The 16209-nt window shown below is 62.6% G+C and carries 14 protein-coding genes; 3 read left to right on the plus strand and 11 right to left on the minus strand.

The window, feature by feature from the left end; all coding sequences use genetic code 11:
* Window positions 1–109: 109 nt before the first annotated feature.
* On the plus strand, window positions 110–1387 hold the full coding sequence (gabT, locus tag NMB38_RS00860; RefSeq protein ID WP_023535755.1) for a 4-aminobutyrate--2-oxoglutarate transaminase: 1278 nt from the start codon (window positions 110–112) through the stop codon (window positions 1385–1387).
* 75 nt (window positions 1388–1462) lie between these two features.
* On the opposite strand, the gene NMB38_RS00865 is transcribed toward gabT, so the two are convergent.
* On the minus strand, window positions 1463–2449 hold the full coding sequence (locus tag NMB38_RS00865) for a GGDEF domain-containing protein (RefSeq protein WP_088523694.1): 987 nt from the start codon (window positions 2447–2449) through the stop codon (window positions 1463–1465).
* A gap of 128 nt (window positions 2450–2577) precedes the next feature.
* Window positions 2578–3762, minus strand: coding sequence for a delta-9 fatty acid desaturase DesA (gene desA / locus NMB38_RS00870; protein ID WP_027914148.1), 1185 nt, complete (start codon window positions 3760–3762; stop codon window positions 2578–2580).
* Between the two features lie 208 nt (window positions 3763–3970).
* Here desA and dibA point away from each other — a divergent pair, with 208 nt between their 5' ends.
* On the plus strand, window positions 3971–5866 hold the full coding sequence (gene dibA, locus NMB38_RS00875; RefSeq protein WP_494354871.1) for a phosphodiesterase DibA: 1896 nt from the start codon (window positions 3971–3973) through the stop codon (window positions 5864–5866).
* A 38-nt stretch (window positions 5867–5904) separates the two neighbouring features.
* On the opposite strand, the gene NMB38_RS00880 is transcribed toward dibA, so the two are convergent.
* From NMB38_RS00880 to tcyJ, 9 genes are all read right to left on the minus strand, one after another.
* Window positions 5905–6549: a methionine ABC transporter permease gene (locus NMB38_RS00880; protein ID WP_027914146.1), complete on the minus strand. Its 645-nt coding sequence runs from the start codon at window positions 6547–6549 to the stop codon at window positions 5905–5907.
* Window positions 6539–7645 carry a methionine ABC transporter ATP-binding protein gene (locus NMB38_RS00885; protein WP_028688191.1) on the minus strand — a complete coding sequence of 369 codons (1107 nt, stop codon included), beginning with the start codon at window positions 7643–7645 and terminating at the stop codon, window positions 6539–6541. Before NMB38_RS00885 ends, NMB38_RS00880 begins: the two co-directional genes overlap by 11 nt.
* A 5-nt stretch (window positions 7646–7650) precedes the next feature.
* The gene (locus NMB38_RS00890) at window positions 7651–8448 is read right to left on the minus strand and encodes a MetQ/NlpA family ABC transporter substrate-binding protein (RefSeq protein WP_028688190.1); all 798 of its coding nucleotides are present in this window, start codon (window positions 8446–8448) and stop codon (window positions 7651–7653) included.
* On the minus strand, window positions 8441–9832 hold the full coding sequence (locus tag NMB38_RS00895) for an LLM class flavin-dependent oxidoreductase (protein WP_049696781.1): 1392 nt from the start codon (window positions 9830–9832) through the stop codon (window positions 8441–8443). Before NMB38_RS00895 ends, NMB38_RS00890 begins: the two co-directional genes overlap by 8 nt.
* The gene (locus tag NMB38_RS00900) at window positions 9832–11013 is read right to left on the minus strand and encodes an SfnB family sulfur acquisition oxidoreductase (protein ID WP_049696780.1); all 1182 of its coding nucleotides are present in this window, start codon (window positions 11011–11013) and stop codon (window positions 9832–9834) included. Before NMB38_RS00900 ends, NMB38_RS00895 begins: the two co-directional genes overlap by 1 nt.
* Before the next feature lie 49 nt (window positions 11014–11062).
* On the minus strand, window positions 11063–12304 hold the full coding sequence (locus tag NMB38_RS00905; protein ID WP_027914141.1) for an SfnB family sulfur acquisition oxidoreductase: 1242 nt from the start codon (window positions 12302–12304) through the stop codon (window positions 11063–11065).
* A 285-nt stretch (window positions 12305–12589) separates the two neighbouring features.
* The gene (gene tcyN, locus NMB38_RS00910) at window positions 12590–13348 is read right to left on the minus strand and encodes an L-cystine ABC transporter ATP-binding protein TcyN (RefSeq protein ID WP_027914140.1); all 759 of its coding nucleotides are present in this window, start codon (window positions 13346–13348) and stop codon (window positions 12590–12592) included.
* Between the two features lie 2 nt (window positions 13349–13350).
* Window positions 13351–14019: a cystine ABC transporter permease gene (tcyL, locus tag NMB38_RS00915; RefSeq protein ID WP_023535780.1), complete on the minus strand. Its 669-nt coding sequence runs from the start codon at window positions 14017–14019 to the stop codon at window positions 13351–13353.
* Window positions 14016–14810, minus strand: a complete 795-nt coding sequence (gene tcyJ / locus NMB38_RS00920) for a cystine ABC transporter substrate-binding protein (RefSeq protein WP_027914138.1) — start codon at window positions 14808–14810, stop codon at window positions 14016–14018. The genes tcyL and tcyJ overlap by 4 nt, the downstream gene beginning before the upstream one ends.
* A gap of 274 nt (window positions 14811–15084) precedes the next feature.
* Between tcyJ and epsC the strand changes: the two genes are divergently transcribed.
* The gene (gene epsC / locus NMB38_RS00925; RefSeq protein ID WP_027914137.1) at window positions 15085–16017 is read left to right on the plus strand and encodes a serine O-acetyltransferase EpsC; all 933 of its coding nucleotides are present in this window, start codon (window positions 15085–15087) and stop codon (window positions 16015–16017) included.
* The last annotated feature ends 192 nt before the right edge of the window (window positions 16018–16209 follow it).

Consider the following 16209-nt stretch of genomic DNA (forward strand, 5'->3'; position numbering starts at 1 on the left):
CACCTGGTGGCCAGGGCGTTCGCGGCAGTCGATCAACGAATACTGACTGCGGGCAACCCCAGCTACCCCCGAATAAAAGCGCCATGTTCAACGGCGCAATGAGGGCATTATGAGCAAGACCAACGAATCCTTGATGCAACGCCGTGTCGCCGCTGTCCCACGTGGCGTCGGCCAGATCCACCCGATTTTCGTTGAATCGGCCAAGAACTCCACCGTCATTGACGTCGAAGGCCGCGAACTGATCGACTTCGCTGGTGGTATCGCCGTGCTGAACACCGGCCACCTGCACCCAAAAGTGGTTGCAGCGGTGCAAGAGCAGCTCACCAAGGTCAGCCACACCTGCTTCCAGGTACTGGCGTATGAGCCCTACGTAGAGCTGTGCGAAAAGATCAACAAGCTGGTGCCAGGTGACTTCGACAAGAAGACCCTGCTGGTATCCACTGGCTCCGAAGCGGTCGAGAACGCCGTCAAGATCGCCCGTGCTGCAACCGGCCGCGCCGGCGTGATCGCCTTCACCGGCGGCTACCACGGCCGTACCATGATGACCCTGGGCCTGACTGGTAAAGTCGTGCCGTACTCTGCAGGCATGGGCCTGATGCCAGGTGGTGTCTTCCGTGCACTGTTCCCGAGCGAGCTGCACGGTGTCAGCGTCGACGATGCCATCGCTTCGGTCGAGCGCATCTTCAAGAACGACGCCGAGCCACGTGACATCGCCGCCATCATCCTCGAGCCCGTACAAGGCGAAGGCGGCTTCCTGCCAGCGCCTAAAGAGCTGATGAAGCGTCTGCGTGCCCTGTGTGACCAGCACGGTATCCTGCTGATCGCCGACGAAGTGCAGACCGGTGCAGGCCGTACTGGCACCTTCTTCGCCATGGAGCAGATGGGCGTTGCGCCTGACCTGACGACCTTTGCCAAGTCCATCGCCGGCGGCTTCCCGCTGGCCGGTGTGTGCGGCAAGGCCGAATACATGGATGCCATTGCACCGGGCGGTCTGGGCGGCACCTATGCCGGTTCGCCAATCGCCTGTGCTGCGGCCCTGGCCGTCATCGATGTATTCGAAGAAGAGAACCTGCTGGACCGCAGCAAGGCCGTGGGCGAGCGCCTGACCGCCGGTCTGCGTGAGATCCAGCAGAAGCACCCGATCATCGGTGACGTGCGTGGCCTGGGTTCGATGATTGCCGTCGAAGTTTTCGAGAAAGGCACTCATACCCCTAACGCTGCAGCTGTCGCCCAAGTCGTTGCCAAGGCGCGCGACAAGGGTCTGATCCTGCTGTCCTGCGGTACCTACGGCAACGTCCTGCGTATTCTGGTGCCGCTGACCGCCGAAGACGCTCTGTTGGACAAGGGCCTGGCCATCATCGAAGAGTGCTTCGCTGAACTCGCTTGATGTAGCTGGCTTTAAAAAAACCCGCTTCGGCGGGTTTTTTCATGTCAGCAATTTACCGACGGTGGGCGCCGATGCTCATCCCTGAACGATCTGATTCTTGCCTTGGCGCTTCGCTTGATACATGGCTGCGTCGGCACGGGCATACAAGCTGTTCAGGGTGTCGTCGTCCTCCATCAAACCCGTCAGGCCCTGGCTCACCGTCACGCTGTAGGTCTGGCCCTCCTGGCCGAAACTCAGCCGCTGCACCTCCCGCTGCAACCGTTCGGCGATCTGTTCAGCCACTTTGGCCGTGCAGCCTGGGAATACTGCGGCAAATTCTTCGCCCCCGATGCGGCCGAACAGATCACCTCGACGCAGTACCGTCCTGCCGCTGTGGGCAATGCGCTGCAGCACTTGGTCACCTTCCTGGTGGCCGTAGCTGTCATTGATGTTCTTGAAATCGTCGATGTCCAGAAGCAGGAACGTCAGCGGTGTACCGTCGTCCCGTGCCTTGTCGAAGGCCTGCTTGGCACATTCGAAGAAGTGGCGGCGGTTACTGCTCTGGGTCAGGACATCGGTGGTGGCCAGACGCTGAAGCTCGCCTTCGAGGCGTTTCTTGTCGGTGATGTCTTCGGCGATGCCGACGATGGTCACCCGATCGCTACCTGGCTGCTGGCTGACGTAGCACTTGTCGCTCAGCCAGCGCAGCTCGCCATCGCCGTTGAGGATGCGGTATTCGCGGTGTTCCACGGAGCCTGTGGACAGTACCTGGGCCAGGCTCTGTTCGGCAAATTCAAGATCATCCGGATAGATGCTGTCGCGCCATACGTTGAAATCGGCCATGACCCGGCTGACAGGGCGACCAAAGATGCGCTCGAACGCAGGGCTTACGTACAGCACTTGCCGCGTTTCCCAATCGAAGGCCCACAGTACGGCGTTGACACTTTCAAGCAACGAACTGAATAGCTGCTCACGTTCGCTGAGTCGGGCGACTTCGCCTTGGGCATGCATCAGTGCCAGCAGGGTTTGGGCAGCGTCGGGGGGAGGAGTACCGGTCAGAATCTTGGGATTGTTCTTGGCCATGTGCACAGCGCGCGCTCGACGGGTAAAGGTGCGGCCACCTTCCGGCCGATGTGGGCAGTTCGAGTCGAAACAGAGGGTTGAAGTTCCTGAGCTTACGCCCCAGAACGGGGCGTATCGATCAACGGAGGTCAGGCAGCGGTCGGGCGCAGGGAATAGGTTTTCAACTGCGAAGCGAAGTCGCGCAGGGCGTGGATGCCACTGGTCTCGGCCTCGTGTACCCAATCCTTCATGGCGGCAAGCATGTCGTGGCCATTGGCGCTGGTCCGCGCCCAGATCTGCTGCAGGGCCAGGCGCTTCTCGTAAATGGTCTTCAATGCCTGGCTGTGCGCCAGCATGGACTCGATACGGACATGGTGGCGATCCTCCAGCAAGCTGGTTTCACGGGACAGCAGGCGTTTGGCGCGGCGGAAGTGGTGGCTGACCGAGGTATCGACGCGGTCCAGCTCCTGTTTGACCAGCGGGCCGATCACAAGCTTGCGGTACTGGGCCATGATCTGGAAGCGGTTGTTCAGGATGGCCATGGCGGTGTCCATGTCCAGGCTGGCCTTGCCGGCAACGCGGTGGGCGATGGGGGCCACGCGCTGGACCTTGGCCAGGCGCAGCAGGCAGAACAGGCGAATCCACGCCCAGCCCATGTCGAATTCCCAGCGCCTGACCGAAAGCTTGGCCGAGTTGGGGTAGGTGTGATGATTGTTGTGCAGCTCTTCGCCCCCAATGACGATGCCCCAAGGCACCAGGTTGGTCGCCGCGTCGCGGCATTCGAAATTGCGATAGCCCACGGCGTGGCCCAGGCCATTGACCACCCCGGCTGCCCAAAAGGGAATCCACATCATCTGCACGGCCCAGATCGTGATGCCGGCGGTGCCGAACAGCAGCAGGTCGATAAGCGCCATCAGCACGATACCGCCCAGCTTGTAGCGGGAGTAGAGGTTGCGTTCGACCCAGTCGTCCGGGCAGTTCTTGCCGTAGATGCGCAAGGTCTCGGGGTTGCGCGCCTCTTCGCGATAGAGCTCGGCCCCTTTGCGCAGCACCGTACTCAAGCCCTTGTAGACTGGGCTGTGCGGGTCCTCCGGGGTTTCGCACTTGGCGTGGTGCTTGCGATGGACAGCGGTCCATTCACGGGTGTTCTGCGCCGTGGTGAGCCACAGCCAGAAGCGGAAGAAATGCTTGAGCCCGGTGTTGAGCTCCAGCGCACGATGCGCGGAATAGCGATGCAGGTAGACCGTGACGCTGACAATGGTCACATGGGTCATCAACAAAGTGATGCCGACCAGTTGCCAGGCCGACAAGTCGAGCAGGCCGTTGTACCACATAGGTAGAGATACCCTCGAGATTCAGGGGAAAGGTGCGATTATCCCTGGGTCGGGAAATAAAACCAGTCAAAGCTGACCACGCCATGTTTCAGCCGGGCGTCGGTGCCCGGCATACCTTGACGCGCGGCCTTTGCGAAGCGCTAACCGCACGTCGGGCAGCAGAAGCTTTATAATCCCCCAACATTTTTCATGGGCAATTGCACCCGACATGTCTGTTTCCGTTCGCGACGCTTTGCGCATGGCAGCGCTTTATGTGGTGCTCTCGATCCTCTGGCTGGTGCTGGCCGAGGTGGTGCTGCAGAGCATGACTGATGACTCCCTGGCCCTGACCGTGGGGCGTCAGATCAACATCGTGGTCTGGGTGTTGCTCAGTGCCTTGCTGATCTATGTGTCGCGCGTGCGGCTGTTGAACTTCATCGGCGCCGGTGCGCGCCTGCGCGGGGAGGACCGTGAGCGCCTGCGCATGGCCGCTGCGGTGTTCGACTGCACCCTGGAAGGCGTCCTTGTGACCGACCGGCAGGGGGTGATCGTGCACGTCAACCGCGCGTTCATGCGCATCACCGGCTATCAGCAGGATGAGGTCATTGGCCAGCGCCCCAGCAAATTCAAGTCGGGGCGTCATGGCGCCGCGTTCTACCAGCAAATCTACGCGGCCCTGACCGAGACGGGGGAGTGGAGCGGCGAGATCTGGAACCGCCGTAAAAGCGGTGAAATCTATCCTCAATGGCAAACCATCCGCGCCATTTGCGATGACGAAGGCGAACTGAGCCATTACGTGGCGGTATTCAGTGACATCAGTGCCATCAAGCATTCGGAGCAGGAGCTGGCCTATCTGGCCCACCATGATCCCCTGACCGACCTGCCCAATCGCCTGTTGTTCACCGACCGGGTCCAGCAGGCGTTGGCAGCGGCCCAGGCCAAGAAGCGCGGTTGTGCGCTGCTGCTTCTGGACCTCGATCATTTCCAAAGCATCAACGACGGGCTCGGCCATACGATTGGCGATCAGCTGCTCAAGCTGGTGGGCGTGCGCCTGGGTGAAGTCGTGAGCAGCGGGGTTACCCTGGCGCGCCTGGGCGGCGACGAGTTCGGCGTCCTGGCCGAGCACTGCCAGGCTCTGGGGCAGGCGGCAAAACTGGCCCAGCGCATCATCGAACGCATGCGCGAGCCCTTCCTCTTCGAGGGTCATCGCCTGTTCATCAGTGTCAGCGCAGGCATCAGCCTGTTCCCAAGCGACGCCCTGAGTGCCGAGCAGTTGCTACGCAATGCCGATTCGGCGCTGTACAAGGCCAAGACCAACGGCCGCGCCTGTTATGCCCTGTACACCGAAGAGCTGACCGCGCACGCCCAGTTGCGTGTGGAAACGGCGGGAGAACTGCGCCGCGCCCTCGAGCAGGACGAGCTGCGCGTGTTCTACCAGCCCGTGCATGACCTGGCCTCGGGCAGTCAGGTGGGGGTCGAGGCATTGGTCCGCTGGCAGCATCCCCAGCGGGGCCTGGTGCCCCCCGGTGAGTTCATCCCGATTGCCGAACGCACCGGGCTGATTGCCGAAATCGATGCCTGGGTGCTACGCCAGGCGTGCCTGCAGATGGTGCGCTGGCAGCGAGAAGGCCGCCCCCTGGCATTCGTGGCCGTGAACATCTCGAGCCGGCTGTTTGGCCAGCATGAGCTGTACCGGCAGGTGGCCGATGTGCTGCACGAAACAGGCCTGGCGCCAGCGCTGCTTGAACTGGAGGTGACGGAAAGTGCGGTGATGGAAGACCCGGAAGTGGCCCTGGAGCAGCTTCACCGTCTGCGCGAGCTGGGTGTGACCTTGGCCATCGATGATTTCGGCACCGGCTATTCCTCGCTGCTACGCCTCAAGCGCATGCCCGTGCAAAAGCTCAAGATCGACCAGGGCTTCGTGGCCGGGCTGCCGTGCGATGAAGATGATGTCGCGATCGTGCGGGTAATCATCGCCCTGGCCCGCAGCATGGGCATGCAAGTGCATGCCGAAGGCATCGAGCAGCAGGAGCAGGCCAGCTTCCTGCTGCAGGAGCAGTGCCAGCTGGGGCAGGGCTATTGGTTCGGCCGGCCGGTCGCCGCAGAACACCTGCGCTGGGAATAAGGCCAGGGGCTGGCTTGGCGCCAGCCCGCACCCTGCGCTCATCGCTTGTTCAACCCTCGGGCCAGCCGGTCGCCACCCAGCTGGATCAGTGCCACCAGGGCCACCAGCATGGCGATCACCGTTAGCATGATCTGGCTGTCGAAGCGCTGGTACCCATAGCGGTAGGCGATGTCACCCAACCCTCCGGCACCGATGGCGCCTGCCATGGCGGATGAATTGATCAGCGTCACCAAGGTGATGGTGAAGCCGCCGACGATGCCCGGCAGGGCTTCTGGCAGCAGCACGTGCCAGACGATGTGCCAGCGTCGGCATCCCATGGCTTGGGCTGCCTCCACCAGGCCATGGTCGACCTCACGCAGGCTGACTTCGGCGATGCGAGCGAAAAAGGGCGTAGCTGCGATGGTAAGGGGCACGATGGCCGCCCAGACCCCATAGGTAGTGCCGACCACCCACCGCGTGAAGGGGATCAGGGCAACCATCAGGATCAGAAATGGCACCGAGCGGAACAGGTTGACGAAGGCGGCCAGCACCCGGTTGAGCAGCGGTGCCGCATAGATGCCGCCCCTGTCGCTGGTCACCAGCATGACGGCCATCGGTACGCCCACCAGCAAGGCGATCAGCGAAGAAACGCCGACCATCAACAGCGTGTCGAGCAAACCCTCCAGTAGACGATCAACCCACATGGCCCAGCACCTCCACGTCTTCGGCCCAGCGCCGAGTGCGCTCCAGGAGGCGGCTGGCGTCATGGGGCGAGTGCTGCACCGAAACGATCAGTTGCGCCAGTGTACGCGCGCCGATGGACTGCACACCCCCTTGCAGCAGCCGCACACATCCGCCCAACTCGGCGAACAACGCCGTCAGATCGGGCTCGCCGAACGCTGTCAGCTTCAGCACGATAGCGCTGTCGGGGCTCGATGGGGCAGCCTTGATGTCCGCGGTCAGGGCTTCTGGCAACGTGGGTTGCAGCGGCGCCAGCAACGTGCGCGTAGTAGCGTGCCGCGCCGCGCCGAACACCTGCCAGACCTCTCCCTGCTCGACCAATTGGCCACGCTCCAGTACCGCAACCCGGTGGCAGGTGTCGCGCACCACGGCCATTTCATGGGTGATCAGCACGATGGTCAGGCCCAGGCGTTGGTTGATGTCGCGTAGCAGCGCCAGAATCGAGGCGGTCGTCTCGGGGTCCAGCGCCGAGGTCGCTTCGTCGCACAGCAGGATGCATGGGTCGTGCACCAGGGCGCGGGCAATGCCCACGCGCTGCTTCTGGCCGCCGGACAGCTGCGCAGGATAGACGTGGTGCTTGTCCTCGAGGCCAACCAGTTGCAGCAGCTCGCGTACCTTGCGCTGGCGCTGCGCCTTGGCAACGCCGGCCACTTTCAGGGGCAGTTCGACGTTCTGCCACACGGTCTTGGCTGACATCAGGTTGAAGTGCTGGAAAATCATGCCGATGTTTCGGCGCAACGCCACCAGTGCCTCCTCGTCGTAGCGGGCAATGTCCGCCTGGTCGATCAGCACCCGGCCCTGCGTAGGCTGCTCCAACCGGTTGATGACGCGCAACAGCGAGGACTTACCCGCCCCGCTGCGGCCGATGATGCCGAAGATTTCACCGCGCCGGATGTTCAGGTCGATGCCTTGCAACGCCGGCTGGCTCTGGCCTGGATACGTCTTGCCCAACCCGATGAACCGCACATGGGCTTGGCTGACGTCGGGGCGCAGGTCCACGTGTTCAGCCTGACGCGGTGGGGCAGGGGATTCGAGTGCTCGTGCAGTGGACTGGCTCATCGCTGTCACTCCCAACCGGCCTGGTAGAGCGTGCCATGAGCCTTGTCCAAGGCCGCGCGCACGGCGGGCGAGTGCTGGTAGATGTCGACGAACTTGGCCAGGCGAAGGTCATCCCTGCTCTGTGGGCGAATGACGAACTGAATCACGTATTCCTTGTTCTCCAGACCATCGAAAAGCAGGGCCGAGGTGGCGTCAAAACTGTTGGCCAGCCGAATGTAGGCGGGGTAGCCCTGCACCAGGTCCGCGTCGTCATACGCCCGTACCAACTGGACCGCTTCGACCTGAATGATCTTGAGCTTCTTCGGGTTGGCCGTGATGTCCTGTTCTGTGGCCTTGTAGCCCACGCCAGGTTTTAGCGTGATCAAGCCGGCCTTGGCCAGCAGTTGCAGGCCTCGCCCGCTGTTGATCGGGTCGTTGGCGATTGCGACGCTCGCCCCTTCGGGCAGGTCGGCGAAGCTTTTGTAGCGCTTGGAATACAGGCCCACGTTGTTGATGATGCCTGGGGCGTAGGGCACCAGATCGAAACCGGCAGCAGCCTTGGCGTTTTCCAGAAAGGGAATGTGCTGGAAATAGTTCACGTCGATGTCGCCACTGTTGAGGCTGACATTGGGCGCTATCCAGTCGCTGAATTCGATGAGCTTCACCTCGAGCCCCTGCTTGTGCGCCTCTTCGACGGCGGCTTCCAGCGGGATGGCGAAGGCTGACGTGGTGCCGATCTTCAGCGGCTGATTGGCCAGGGCTGCGCTCGAGAAGCCCAAGGCAATAACGACGGCCGCAACGGGACGAATTAGTTTTTCAAGCATGGTGCAGGGCTCCGGTGAAAGCGGGGGCAGGCGCAAAGCGGTAGGCCGAGCCAGGATGGTCGGCTGGCAGGTAGGGATGGTCGGTTGCGAACAGCTTTTCGCGCAGCGTGCCGCCGGCGTAGGCGGTCTTGTAGCGGCCGCGCGCCTGTAGCTGCGGAATCACCAGGTCGATGAAGTCCTCGAAGCTTTCCGGTGTAACGGTGCGGGTCAGGTTGAAACCGTCCAGGCCGGTTTCGTCAGCCCACGCGATCAGCTCATCAGCCACTTGCGCGGGGTCGCCGATCAAGGTGACGTAGCGGCCACCCAAGGCGTGTTGTTGCAGCAGGCGGCGTCGGGTCCAGGCATTGTCCTGAAGTTGGCGGGTGGCCGACTGGATGGCGTTGCCTTGGCTAAAGGCAATCGGCTCGTCCAGATCGAAGGCCGCAAAGTCGATGCCAGTGGAGGCAGCGAAATGCGCGACGCCGGCTTCGGGGCTGGCATGGCGCAGGTATTCAGCGTGCTTGGCCAGGGCTTGTTGCTCGGTGGGCGCCACGATCACCGTGATGCCCATGAAGACCTTGACTGCCATTGGGTCGCGACCCGCAGCTCTGGCAGCGGCGCGCACCTTGTCCACCTGGGCGCGGGTTGAAGCCTTGTCCTGGCCGCTGATGAACACACACTCGGCATGGTTGCCCGCAAACGTCAGCCCGCGCGGCGAGCTGCCAGCCTGAAACAGCACCGGTGTCCGTTGTGGCGACGGTTCGCACAGGTGGTAGCCCTCGACATGGTAGAACTCCCCGTGGTGGCGAACCTTGCGCACTTTGTCGGGGCGCGCGTAGATGCGCTGGCCGCGGTCAGCCAGCACGGCATCGTCGGCCCAACTGCCCTCAAGCAGCTGGTACAGCACCTTGAGGTATTCATCGGCCTGGTCGTAGCGACGGTCATGCTCGGGCTGCTGGGTCAGGCCCATGGCGCGCGCAGCGCTGTCCAGATAACCGGTGACGATGTTCCAGCCGACTCGCCCATTGCTCAGGTGATCCAGGGTCGAGAGGCGGCGAGCGAAGAGATAAGGCGCTTCATACGTGAGGTTGGCCGTGAGGCCGAAACCGAGGTTGCGGGTAACGGCGGCCATGGCGGACACCAGCAGCAGAGGGTCGTTGACCGGCAACTGGATGGATTCCTTCAACGGCACCTCTAGCGACTGGCCGTAGACATCGTAGGTGCCGACGATGTCGGCAATGAACAATCCGTCGAACAGGCCCCGCTCCAGCAGGCGCGCCAGGTCGGTCCAGTATTCGAGGGTCTTGTACTGGGTCGAAGTATCGCGCGGGTGCGTCCACAGGCCATGGTTGATATGCCCCACGCAGTTCATGTTGAAGGCATTGAGCAGGATCTGCCGGGCCATCAGAGGGTCCCCCGGCGCGGTGGGTTTTGCTCGTTGAGGTAGTAGTTGCCGATGGCGTGGTACTTCCAGCGCACTGGGTCGTGCAATGTGTGCACCCGGGCATTGCGCCAGTGGCGGTCGAGGTTGTGTTCGGCCAGCGTGGCTTGACTGCCACCGAGCTCAAACAGCGTGGTGCCGGCGGACAGGGCGATTTCGGTGCTGATGGCCCGTGCCTCTGCCACGGCAATGGACGCTGCGGCTACGGTTTCGGCCGTGCTGTCGTCACGCGCGCTGTCTAGGTAATGGCCTGCGCGTTCGAGCAAGGCTTCGGCAGCGTGCAGGCGGATGGCGAGTTGGCCGAAGTGCTTGACGGTCAGCGGATCGTCGCTCGCCTGCTCGACGCCTGAATCCACCCATGGCCGGCTGCGGGTCCGCACGAAATGCAAGGCGTCCTCATAGGCTGCACGGGCGATGCCGGTATCGATGGCCGCATGAAGAATTTGCGCCAGCGGGCCTACCGGGGTAGGGCGCTCGAACACGCTCTGAAACGGTACGACGTCCTGTGCGCTGACAGGCACGTTATCGAACACCACCGAGCCGCTGCCGGTGGTGCGCTGGCCGAAGCCACTCCAGTCGTCGATCACTTGCAGGCCGGGGCTGTCGGCAGGCACGAATGCCAGGTGCTGGACGCCTTGGTCATCGACCACCGAGGTGGGTATGCGCTGGGCGTATAGCGCACCCGTGGCGTAGAACTTGCGGCCATTGATGCGAAAGCCTTCGCCTTCGCGGCTCAGCCGTGTGGTGCGGTCATTGGCTGTTTTGGTGCCCAGTTCTGCCAGGGCATTGCCAAACCGCCGACCTGCCAGCACCTCGGCGTACAGACGCTGCTGCTGCTCGGGCGTACCGTTTACTCGTAGCACTTCCAAGGCATAGAAATGGTTTTGCGGAATCTGCCCGAGCGAGCCGTCGGCCTGCGCGATGAGGGCGATGACCTTGGCCAGGGTGACGTTGGATACGCCCGCCCCGCCGTAGGCCTTGGGGACGCTGATACCCCACAGGCCCGAGCGTGTGAACAGCGCCAGCTCAGGGTGTGGCAGACGCCGTTCACGGTCGCGCGCCGCGCTGTCGGGGCGTAGCTGTCGGGCGATGTCCAAGGCAACGGCCAGGGCTTCGCCGTCGCTGGTAATGATGCGTGTGGTCATGGTGTGTCTCCGGTGCCCCGGGCCGCGCAGCGGCCCAGGAGGCTACCAATCAGATCCAGGAATGCCGCGCGGGCAGGGTGCCGTTGAGGTGGTACGCGCCAACCGCGTGGTATTTCCAGCGCACCGGGTCGTGCAGCGTGTGCACGCGTGCGTTGCGCCAGTGGCGGTCGAGGTTGAACTCGGCCAGGGTGGCGCGGCTGCCGGCGAGTTCGAACAGTTTCTCGCTGGCCTGCAGGGCAATCTCGGTGGTCAGTACCTTGGCCTCGGCCACCGCAATCGACGCGCGGGCGGCCGACTCGGCATCCACCGTGCCGGCGTTGACCTCGTCCAGCACCTGCCCGGCCCGGCGCAGCAGCGCCTCGGCGGCATGCAGTTCAAGCTTCAGGCGGCCGATGTCTGCAATGACATAGAGGTCGTCGCTGGCGCGGTCTACCTGGGCTTCGATCCAAGGGCGCGACTTTGTGCGCACGAAAGCAATGGCGTCATCGATGGCGGCCTCGGCAATGCCTGCGTCAATGGCCGCCTGGATGAGCTGCGAGGCGGCGCCCTGGGTATTGGGTACCTCCCGCTGGCGCCAGTTGTCGATGACCAGATCTGCTTCTACCGGAACGTCATCGAGCAGTACCGTGCCGCTGGCCGTGGTGCGCTGACCGAAACCCGACCAATCGTCGACGATGCGTAGCCCGGGTGTGCCGCGGCGCACGAAAGCCAGGCGCTGGCGACCTTCCTCATCCAGCGCCTTGACCGCCACCCAGTGGGCGAACAACGCCCCGGTGGAATAGAACTTCTCACCACTGATGCGATAGCCGTCACCTGCGCGGTCGATGCGTGCCTTGAGGGTAAGGGTGTCCTTGGTTCCGCGCTCCGGGCCCGCATTGCCGATGCGCCAGCCGTCCAACACGCTGCGAAACAGCACCGCCTGTTGCGCCGGCGTGGCTGTCAGACGCAGCAGTTGCAGCATGCCGAACTGGTTCTGCGGGATCTGCCCCAGTGCGGGGTCGGCAGCGCTGATCAGGCGGAACACTTCGGCCACGGTTTCAAACGATACCTCGGGGCCGCCGTAGGCCTTGGGAACGCTGATGCTTCCCAGGCCACTGCGGGTGAACAGTTCGATCTCGGCCCAGGGCAGTTCGCGTTGCTGATCCCGACGGGCAGCGTGTTCGCGCGCGACAGCGGCGACTTCACGCGCAGCCTGCAGCGCTTGGGCATCGCTGCGCAGGACCTTGGCTGGCAGCACGGGCGGTGCGCTGTCGAGCACGCTGCGGGGGGGAATAAGGGCTTGGCTGGACATCAGTGCCGCTCCTTGGCTGCACGCAATGCCCTGGCGTTATGCACTGGGGTGATGGTGATCCTGACCATTGCTGACCTCACATGTGGGTTATGCCGCTACAGCTGATCGCGACAGACGTATGCTGGTCCGGTGGTCCGGTATATATACCGTAAAGGTTTATAAAATATTTATGAACTAACGGTTTGGAATATATATAGAAGCGTGTCGCCTGCCACCAGGCGACATGGATTCAGGCCTGAGCTCAGTGACGGCTGTGCTTTTACAATGCGGGCTGGCTTTGCCGGCTTACTCAGAAGCAGCCGTGCCCAGAAACTTGCGCAGAAACTGCCGCGTGCGCTCCTGTTGCGGCGCCGCGAACAAGGCTTTGGCCTCACCTTGCTCCACGATCACACCCTTGTCGAAGAAGATGACCCGGTTGGCCACGTCGCGAGCGAAGCTCATTTCATGGGTAACGATGATCATGGTGCGTTTTTCTTCCGCCAGGCTGCGAATGGTCGCCAGTACCTCGCCTACCAGCTCTGGGTCCAGGGCCGAGGTGGGTTCATCGAACAGAATCACCTCCGGCTCCATGGCCAAGGCACGGGCAATGGCCACCCGCTGCTGCTGGCCCCCGGACAGGCGACGCGGGTAGGCGTCTTCCTTGCCTGCCAGGCCCACCTTGGCCAATAGACGCCGGCCAAGGTCCACCGCTTGGTCGCGCGGTGTTTTCTTGACGATCACCGGCCCTTCGATGACGTTCTCCAAGGCCGTGCGGTGGGGAAACAGGTTGAAGTTCTGGAACACGAAGCCTGCCTGTTGGCGCAGGCGACGTATCGCGCTGTGTTGCGGGCCGAGGGGCCGGTCGGCATCGATGCTGATGGCGCCGATCTTGATCTGCCCGGCATCGGGCGTTTCCAGCAGGTTCAAGCACCGCAGGAAGGTGGTCTTGCCCGACCCGCTGGGGCCGATGATCGCCACCACTTCACCCGGCTGCACCGTCACATCGATGCCATCGAGCACGGTCAGGCCCTTGAAGCGTTTGGTCAGGCCTTTGACTTCAATCATGCTCAGTGCTCCTGATCATGTTGGTTGACCCGCGCTTCCATGCGGTTCTGGAAGTAGGCCAGGATACTGCACAGCACCCAGTAGACCACGGCCACTGCCACGTACATGGTGAACACCTCGAAGGTACGTGCCGTGATCAACTGGGCCTGACGGAACAGCTCAGGCACCTGGATGGTGGCGGCCAGCGCAGTGTCCTTGACCAGCGAGATGAAGCTGTTGCCCAACGGCGGCAACGCCGTGCGCAGCGCCTGGGGCAGGATCGCCCGGCGCATGGCCTGCACGCGGGTCATGCCGATGCTGGCTGCTGCTTCCCACTGCCCACGGTCGATGGAAGAGATCGCGGCGCGCAGGATCTCGCAGATGTAGGCGGCCATGTTCAATGACAGCCCGATCAGCGAGGCGGGGATCGGGTCGAGCTCGATACCGATCTGGGGCATGCCGAAGTAGATGACGAACAGCTGCACCAGCAGGGGCGTGCCACGGAAGAACGATACGTATATCCGTGCCAGCCAGTTGAGCGGCAGCACTTTGGACAAACGCATCAACGCCAGGGCAAAGCCCAGCACCAATCCGAAGAACATGCCCCCTACGCTGAGCAGCACGGTGTAACCCGCACCCTTGAGCAGAAAGGGTGCGGAGTCGGCGACCAGTTGCAGGCTTTCAGCGATCATCGGGTGACGTCAGCACCGAAGTACTTTTCGGACAGCTTGGTCAGCGTCCCGTCCGCCTTGAGCGTGTCGATGGCCTTGTTGATGGCGTCCAGCAGTTCAGGTTCGCCCTTGCGCATGGCAACCCCGCTCTCCAGTCGCGAGAACGCATCGCCCGCCAGTTGCGTGTCCTTGGCTTTCTGCGCGTATTCAAGTGCAGCCAGGCGATCGATCAGGATGGCATCGATGCGGCCGTTGCGCAGGTCGGCAAACTTGCTGGGGTCGTCTTCATAGGTACGCACTTCGGCCTTGGGCACATCCTGTTTGACCCATTGCTCGTAGTTGGTACCCAGGCCTACACCGACTTTCTTGCCTGCCAGGTCCTGAGCGCCCTTGATGCCGAGCTGGTCAGCCTTCTTCTTCAGCACCAGCGCCTGGATACCCGAGACGGTATAGGGTTCGGAGAAATCGTATTTCTTCTTGCGCTCCTCGGAAATCGTGACCTGGTTGACGACGATGTCCAGCCGCTTGGATTCCAGCGCAGCCAGGATACCGTCCCATTTGGTCGGCTGGATCTTGGCCTTTACGCCGAGCTCCTTGGCCAGCAATTCGGACAGCTCCACTTCGAAGCCGGTCAGCTTGCCGTTTTCATCCTGGAAGCTGAAGGGTGGGTATGTGCCTTCAAGGCCGACGTTGATCACGCCTTTTTCCTGGATGGTCTTCAACTCTTCGCCGGCAAAGGCCTGGCCAAGCAGGCCTGTGCCCAGCAGCAGGGCCAGGCTGGCATTGAGTAGCGGTTTGGCGAACTTCGACATGTCTGAGCCCCGAGCGTGTTGTGAATGAAGTGATGGCGACTATAGGGTTGGATGCGCAGCGCAGGAAATAGTCAAAAATTATCGCACTTTGCCTATTTATGCGTTTGGAAATTGTCCATTGATCTTGAGGGTAGGCGAGGCTGGCATGGCTGTCATTGCTCTGGCGGTCCAATCCAGTGTCAGGAAAGAGGGTGAGGCCTGTTCCAGGGCGCTTGCCCGCAAAATGACGGCATCGACAATAGAACAGATAGCCTAGAAGGCAGGAGAACACACCGTGAGCGAACAACCCGCCTCCGGGCACTGGCAACTGCAGGGGATCGTGGCCGGCTTGCGCGGTGCCCGTGAGCAATGGCGCACCCGCAATGGCCGCAGCAGCGGCGAACAAGGTGGCCGGGAGCTGCCGTCGCGCGAAGCGGTGCGACAGATCCTTGAACAGCTCTGCGGCGCGCTGTTTCCCATGCGCCTCGGGCCAGTGGACCTGCGCGAGGAGAGCGAGGATTTTTATGTCGGCCATACCCTGGACGCCGCGCTCAATGCGTTGTTGGTGCAGGCGCGCCTGGAACTGCGCTACGCCGCCCGGCAAGGCAAGGAGGACCTGGCGGGTGTCGACGCCCATGCCCTGAAGCTGATCCAGGGCTTTGCCGCAGCGCTGCCGGGCATGCGTGTACTGCTCGATACCGACGTGCTGGCGGCCTACCACGGCGACCCGGCGGCACGCAGTGTCGATGAAGTGCTGCTGTGCTATCCCGGCATCCTGGCGATCATCCATCACCGTCTGGCCCATCACCTGTACACGGCCGGGCTGCCACTGTTGGCACGAATCAGTTCGGAGCTGGCCCACTCGGCAACGGGTATCGATATCCATCCTGGAGCCCAGATCGGCCCAAGCTTCTTCATCGACCACGGTACCGGCGTGGTGATCGGCGAAACCGCGATCATCGGCGAGCGCGTGCGGATTTATCAGGCGGTGACCCTTGGCGCCAAGCGCTTCCCGAGCGATGAGTCCGGCACGTTGCACAAGGGCTTGGCCCGTCACCCGATCGTCGAAGATGACGTGGTGATCTATGCCGGCGCTACCGTACTGGGGCGTATCACCATCGGGCAGGGTTCCACCATCGGTGGCAACGTCTGGTTGACGCGCAGTGTGCCGCCGCACAGCAACATTACCCAGGCCAACCTGCAGCTCGATTGTCAGGACAAACAGTGATCGTGGACGGTGCCTTGAGTCGGCACCCGCCCGGTGCATGCCCCTTTGCGGCCAGGGGTCGACAGGGCATGTCAGGCTGGCCAAGAGGTGTTTCCAGGGCATTACCAATCGGCGCTTCAATTCGCAATGAGGCTCAAACCATGTTTAACTTGAACGCTTGTTCAATTAAAAAAACGCTGGTCCGCTGCCGGT

The organism is Pseudomonas sp. FBCC-B35 (assembly GCF_059133755.1).

Excerpts from the sequence above, each read along its gene's own strand:
- tcyN (WP_027914140.1), bottom strand. The coding sequence starts at position 13,348 with ATGATTGAAGTCAAAGGCCTGACCAAACGCTTCAAGGGCCTGACCGTG.
- NMB38_RS00880 (WP_027914146.1), bottom strand. The coding sequence starts at position 6,549 with ATGTGGGTTGATCGTCTACTGGAGGGTTTGCTCGACACGCTGTTGATG.
- NMB38_RS00890 (WP_028688190.1), bottom strand. The coding sequence starts at position 8,448 with ATGCTTGAAAAACTAATTCGTCCCGTTGCGGCCGTCGTTATTGCCTTG.
- dibA (WP_494354871.1), top strand. The coding sequence starts at position 3,971 with ATGTCTGTTTCCGTTCGCGACGCTTTGCGCATGGCAGCGCTTTATGTG.
- NMB38_RS00885 (WP_028688191.1), bottom strand. The coding sequence starts at position 7,645 with ATGAGCCAGTCCACTGCACGAGCACTCGAATCCCCTGCCCCACCGCGT.
- gabT (WP_023535755.1), top strand. The coding sequence starts at position 110 with ATGAGCAAGACCAACGAATCCTTGATGCAACGCCGTGTCGCCGCTGTC.
- tcyL (WP_023535780.1), bottom strand. The coding sequence starts at position 14,019 with ATGATCGCTGAAAGCCTGCAACTGGTCGCCGACTCCGCACCCTTTCTG.
- tcyJ (WP_027914138.1), bottom strand. The coding sequence starts at position 14,810 with ATGTCGAAGTTCGCCAAACCGCTACTCAATGCCAGCCTGGCCCTGCTG.
- NMB38_RS00900 (WP_049696780.1), bottom strand. The coding sequence starts at position 11,013 with ATGACCACACGCATCATTACCAGCGACGGCGAAGCCCTGGCCGTTGCC.
- desA (WP_027914148.1), bottom strand. The coding sequence starts at position 3,762 with ATGTGGTACAACGGCCTGCTCGACTTGTCGGCCTGGCAACTGGTCGGC.
- NMB38_RS00905 (WP_027914141.1), bottom strand. The coding sequence starts at position 12,304 with ATGTCCAGCCAAGCCCTTATTCCCCCCCGCAGCGTGCTCGACAGCGCA.
- NMB38_RS00895 (WP_049696781.1), bottom strand. The coding sequence starts at position 9,832 with ATGGCCCGGCAGATCCTGCTCAATGCCTTCAACATGAACTGCGTGGGG.
- NMB38_RS00865 (WP_088523694.1), bottom strand. The coding sequence starts at position 2,449 with ATGGCCAAGAACAATCCCAAGATTCTGACCGGTACTCCTCCCCCCGAC.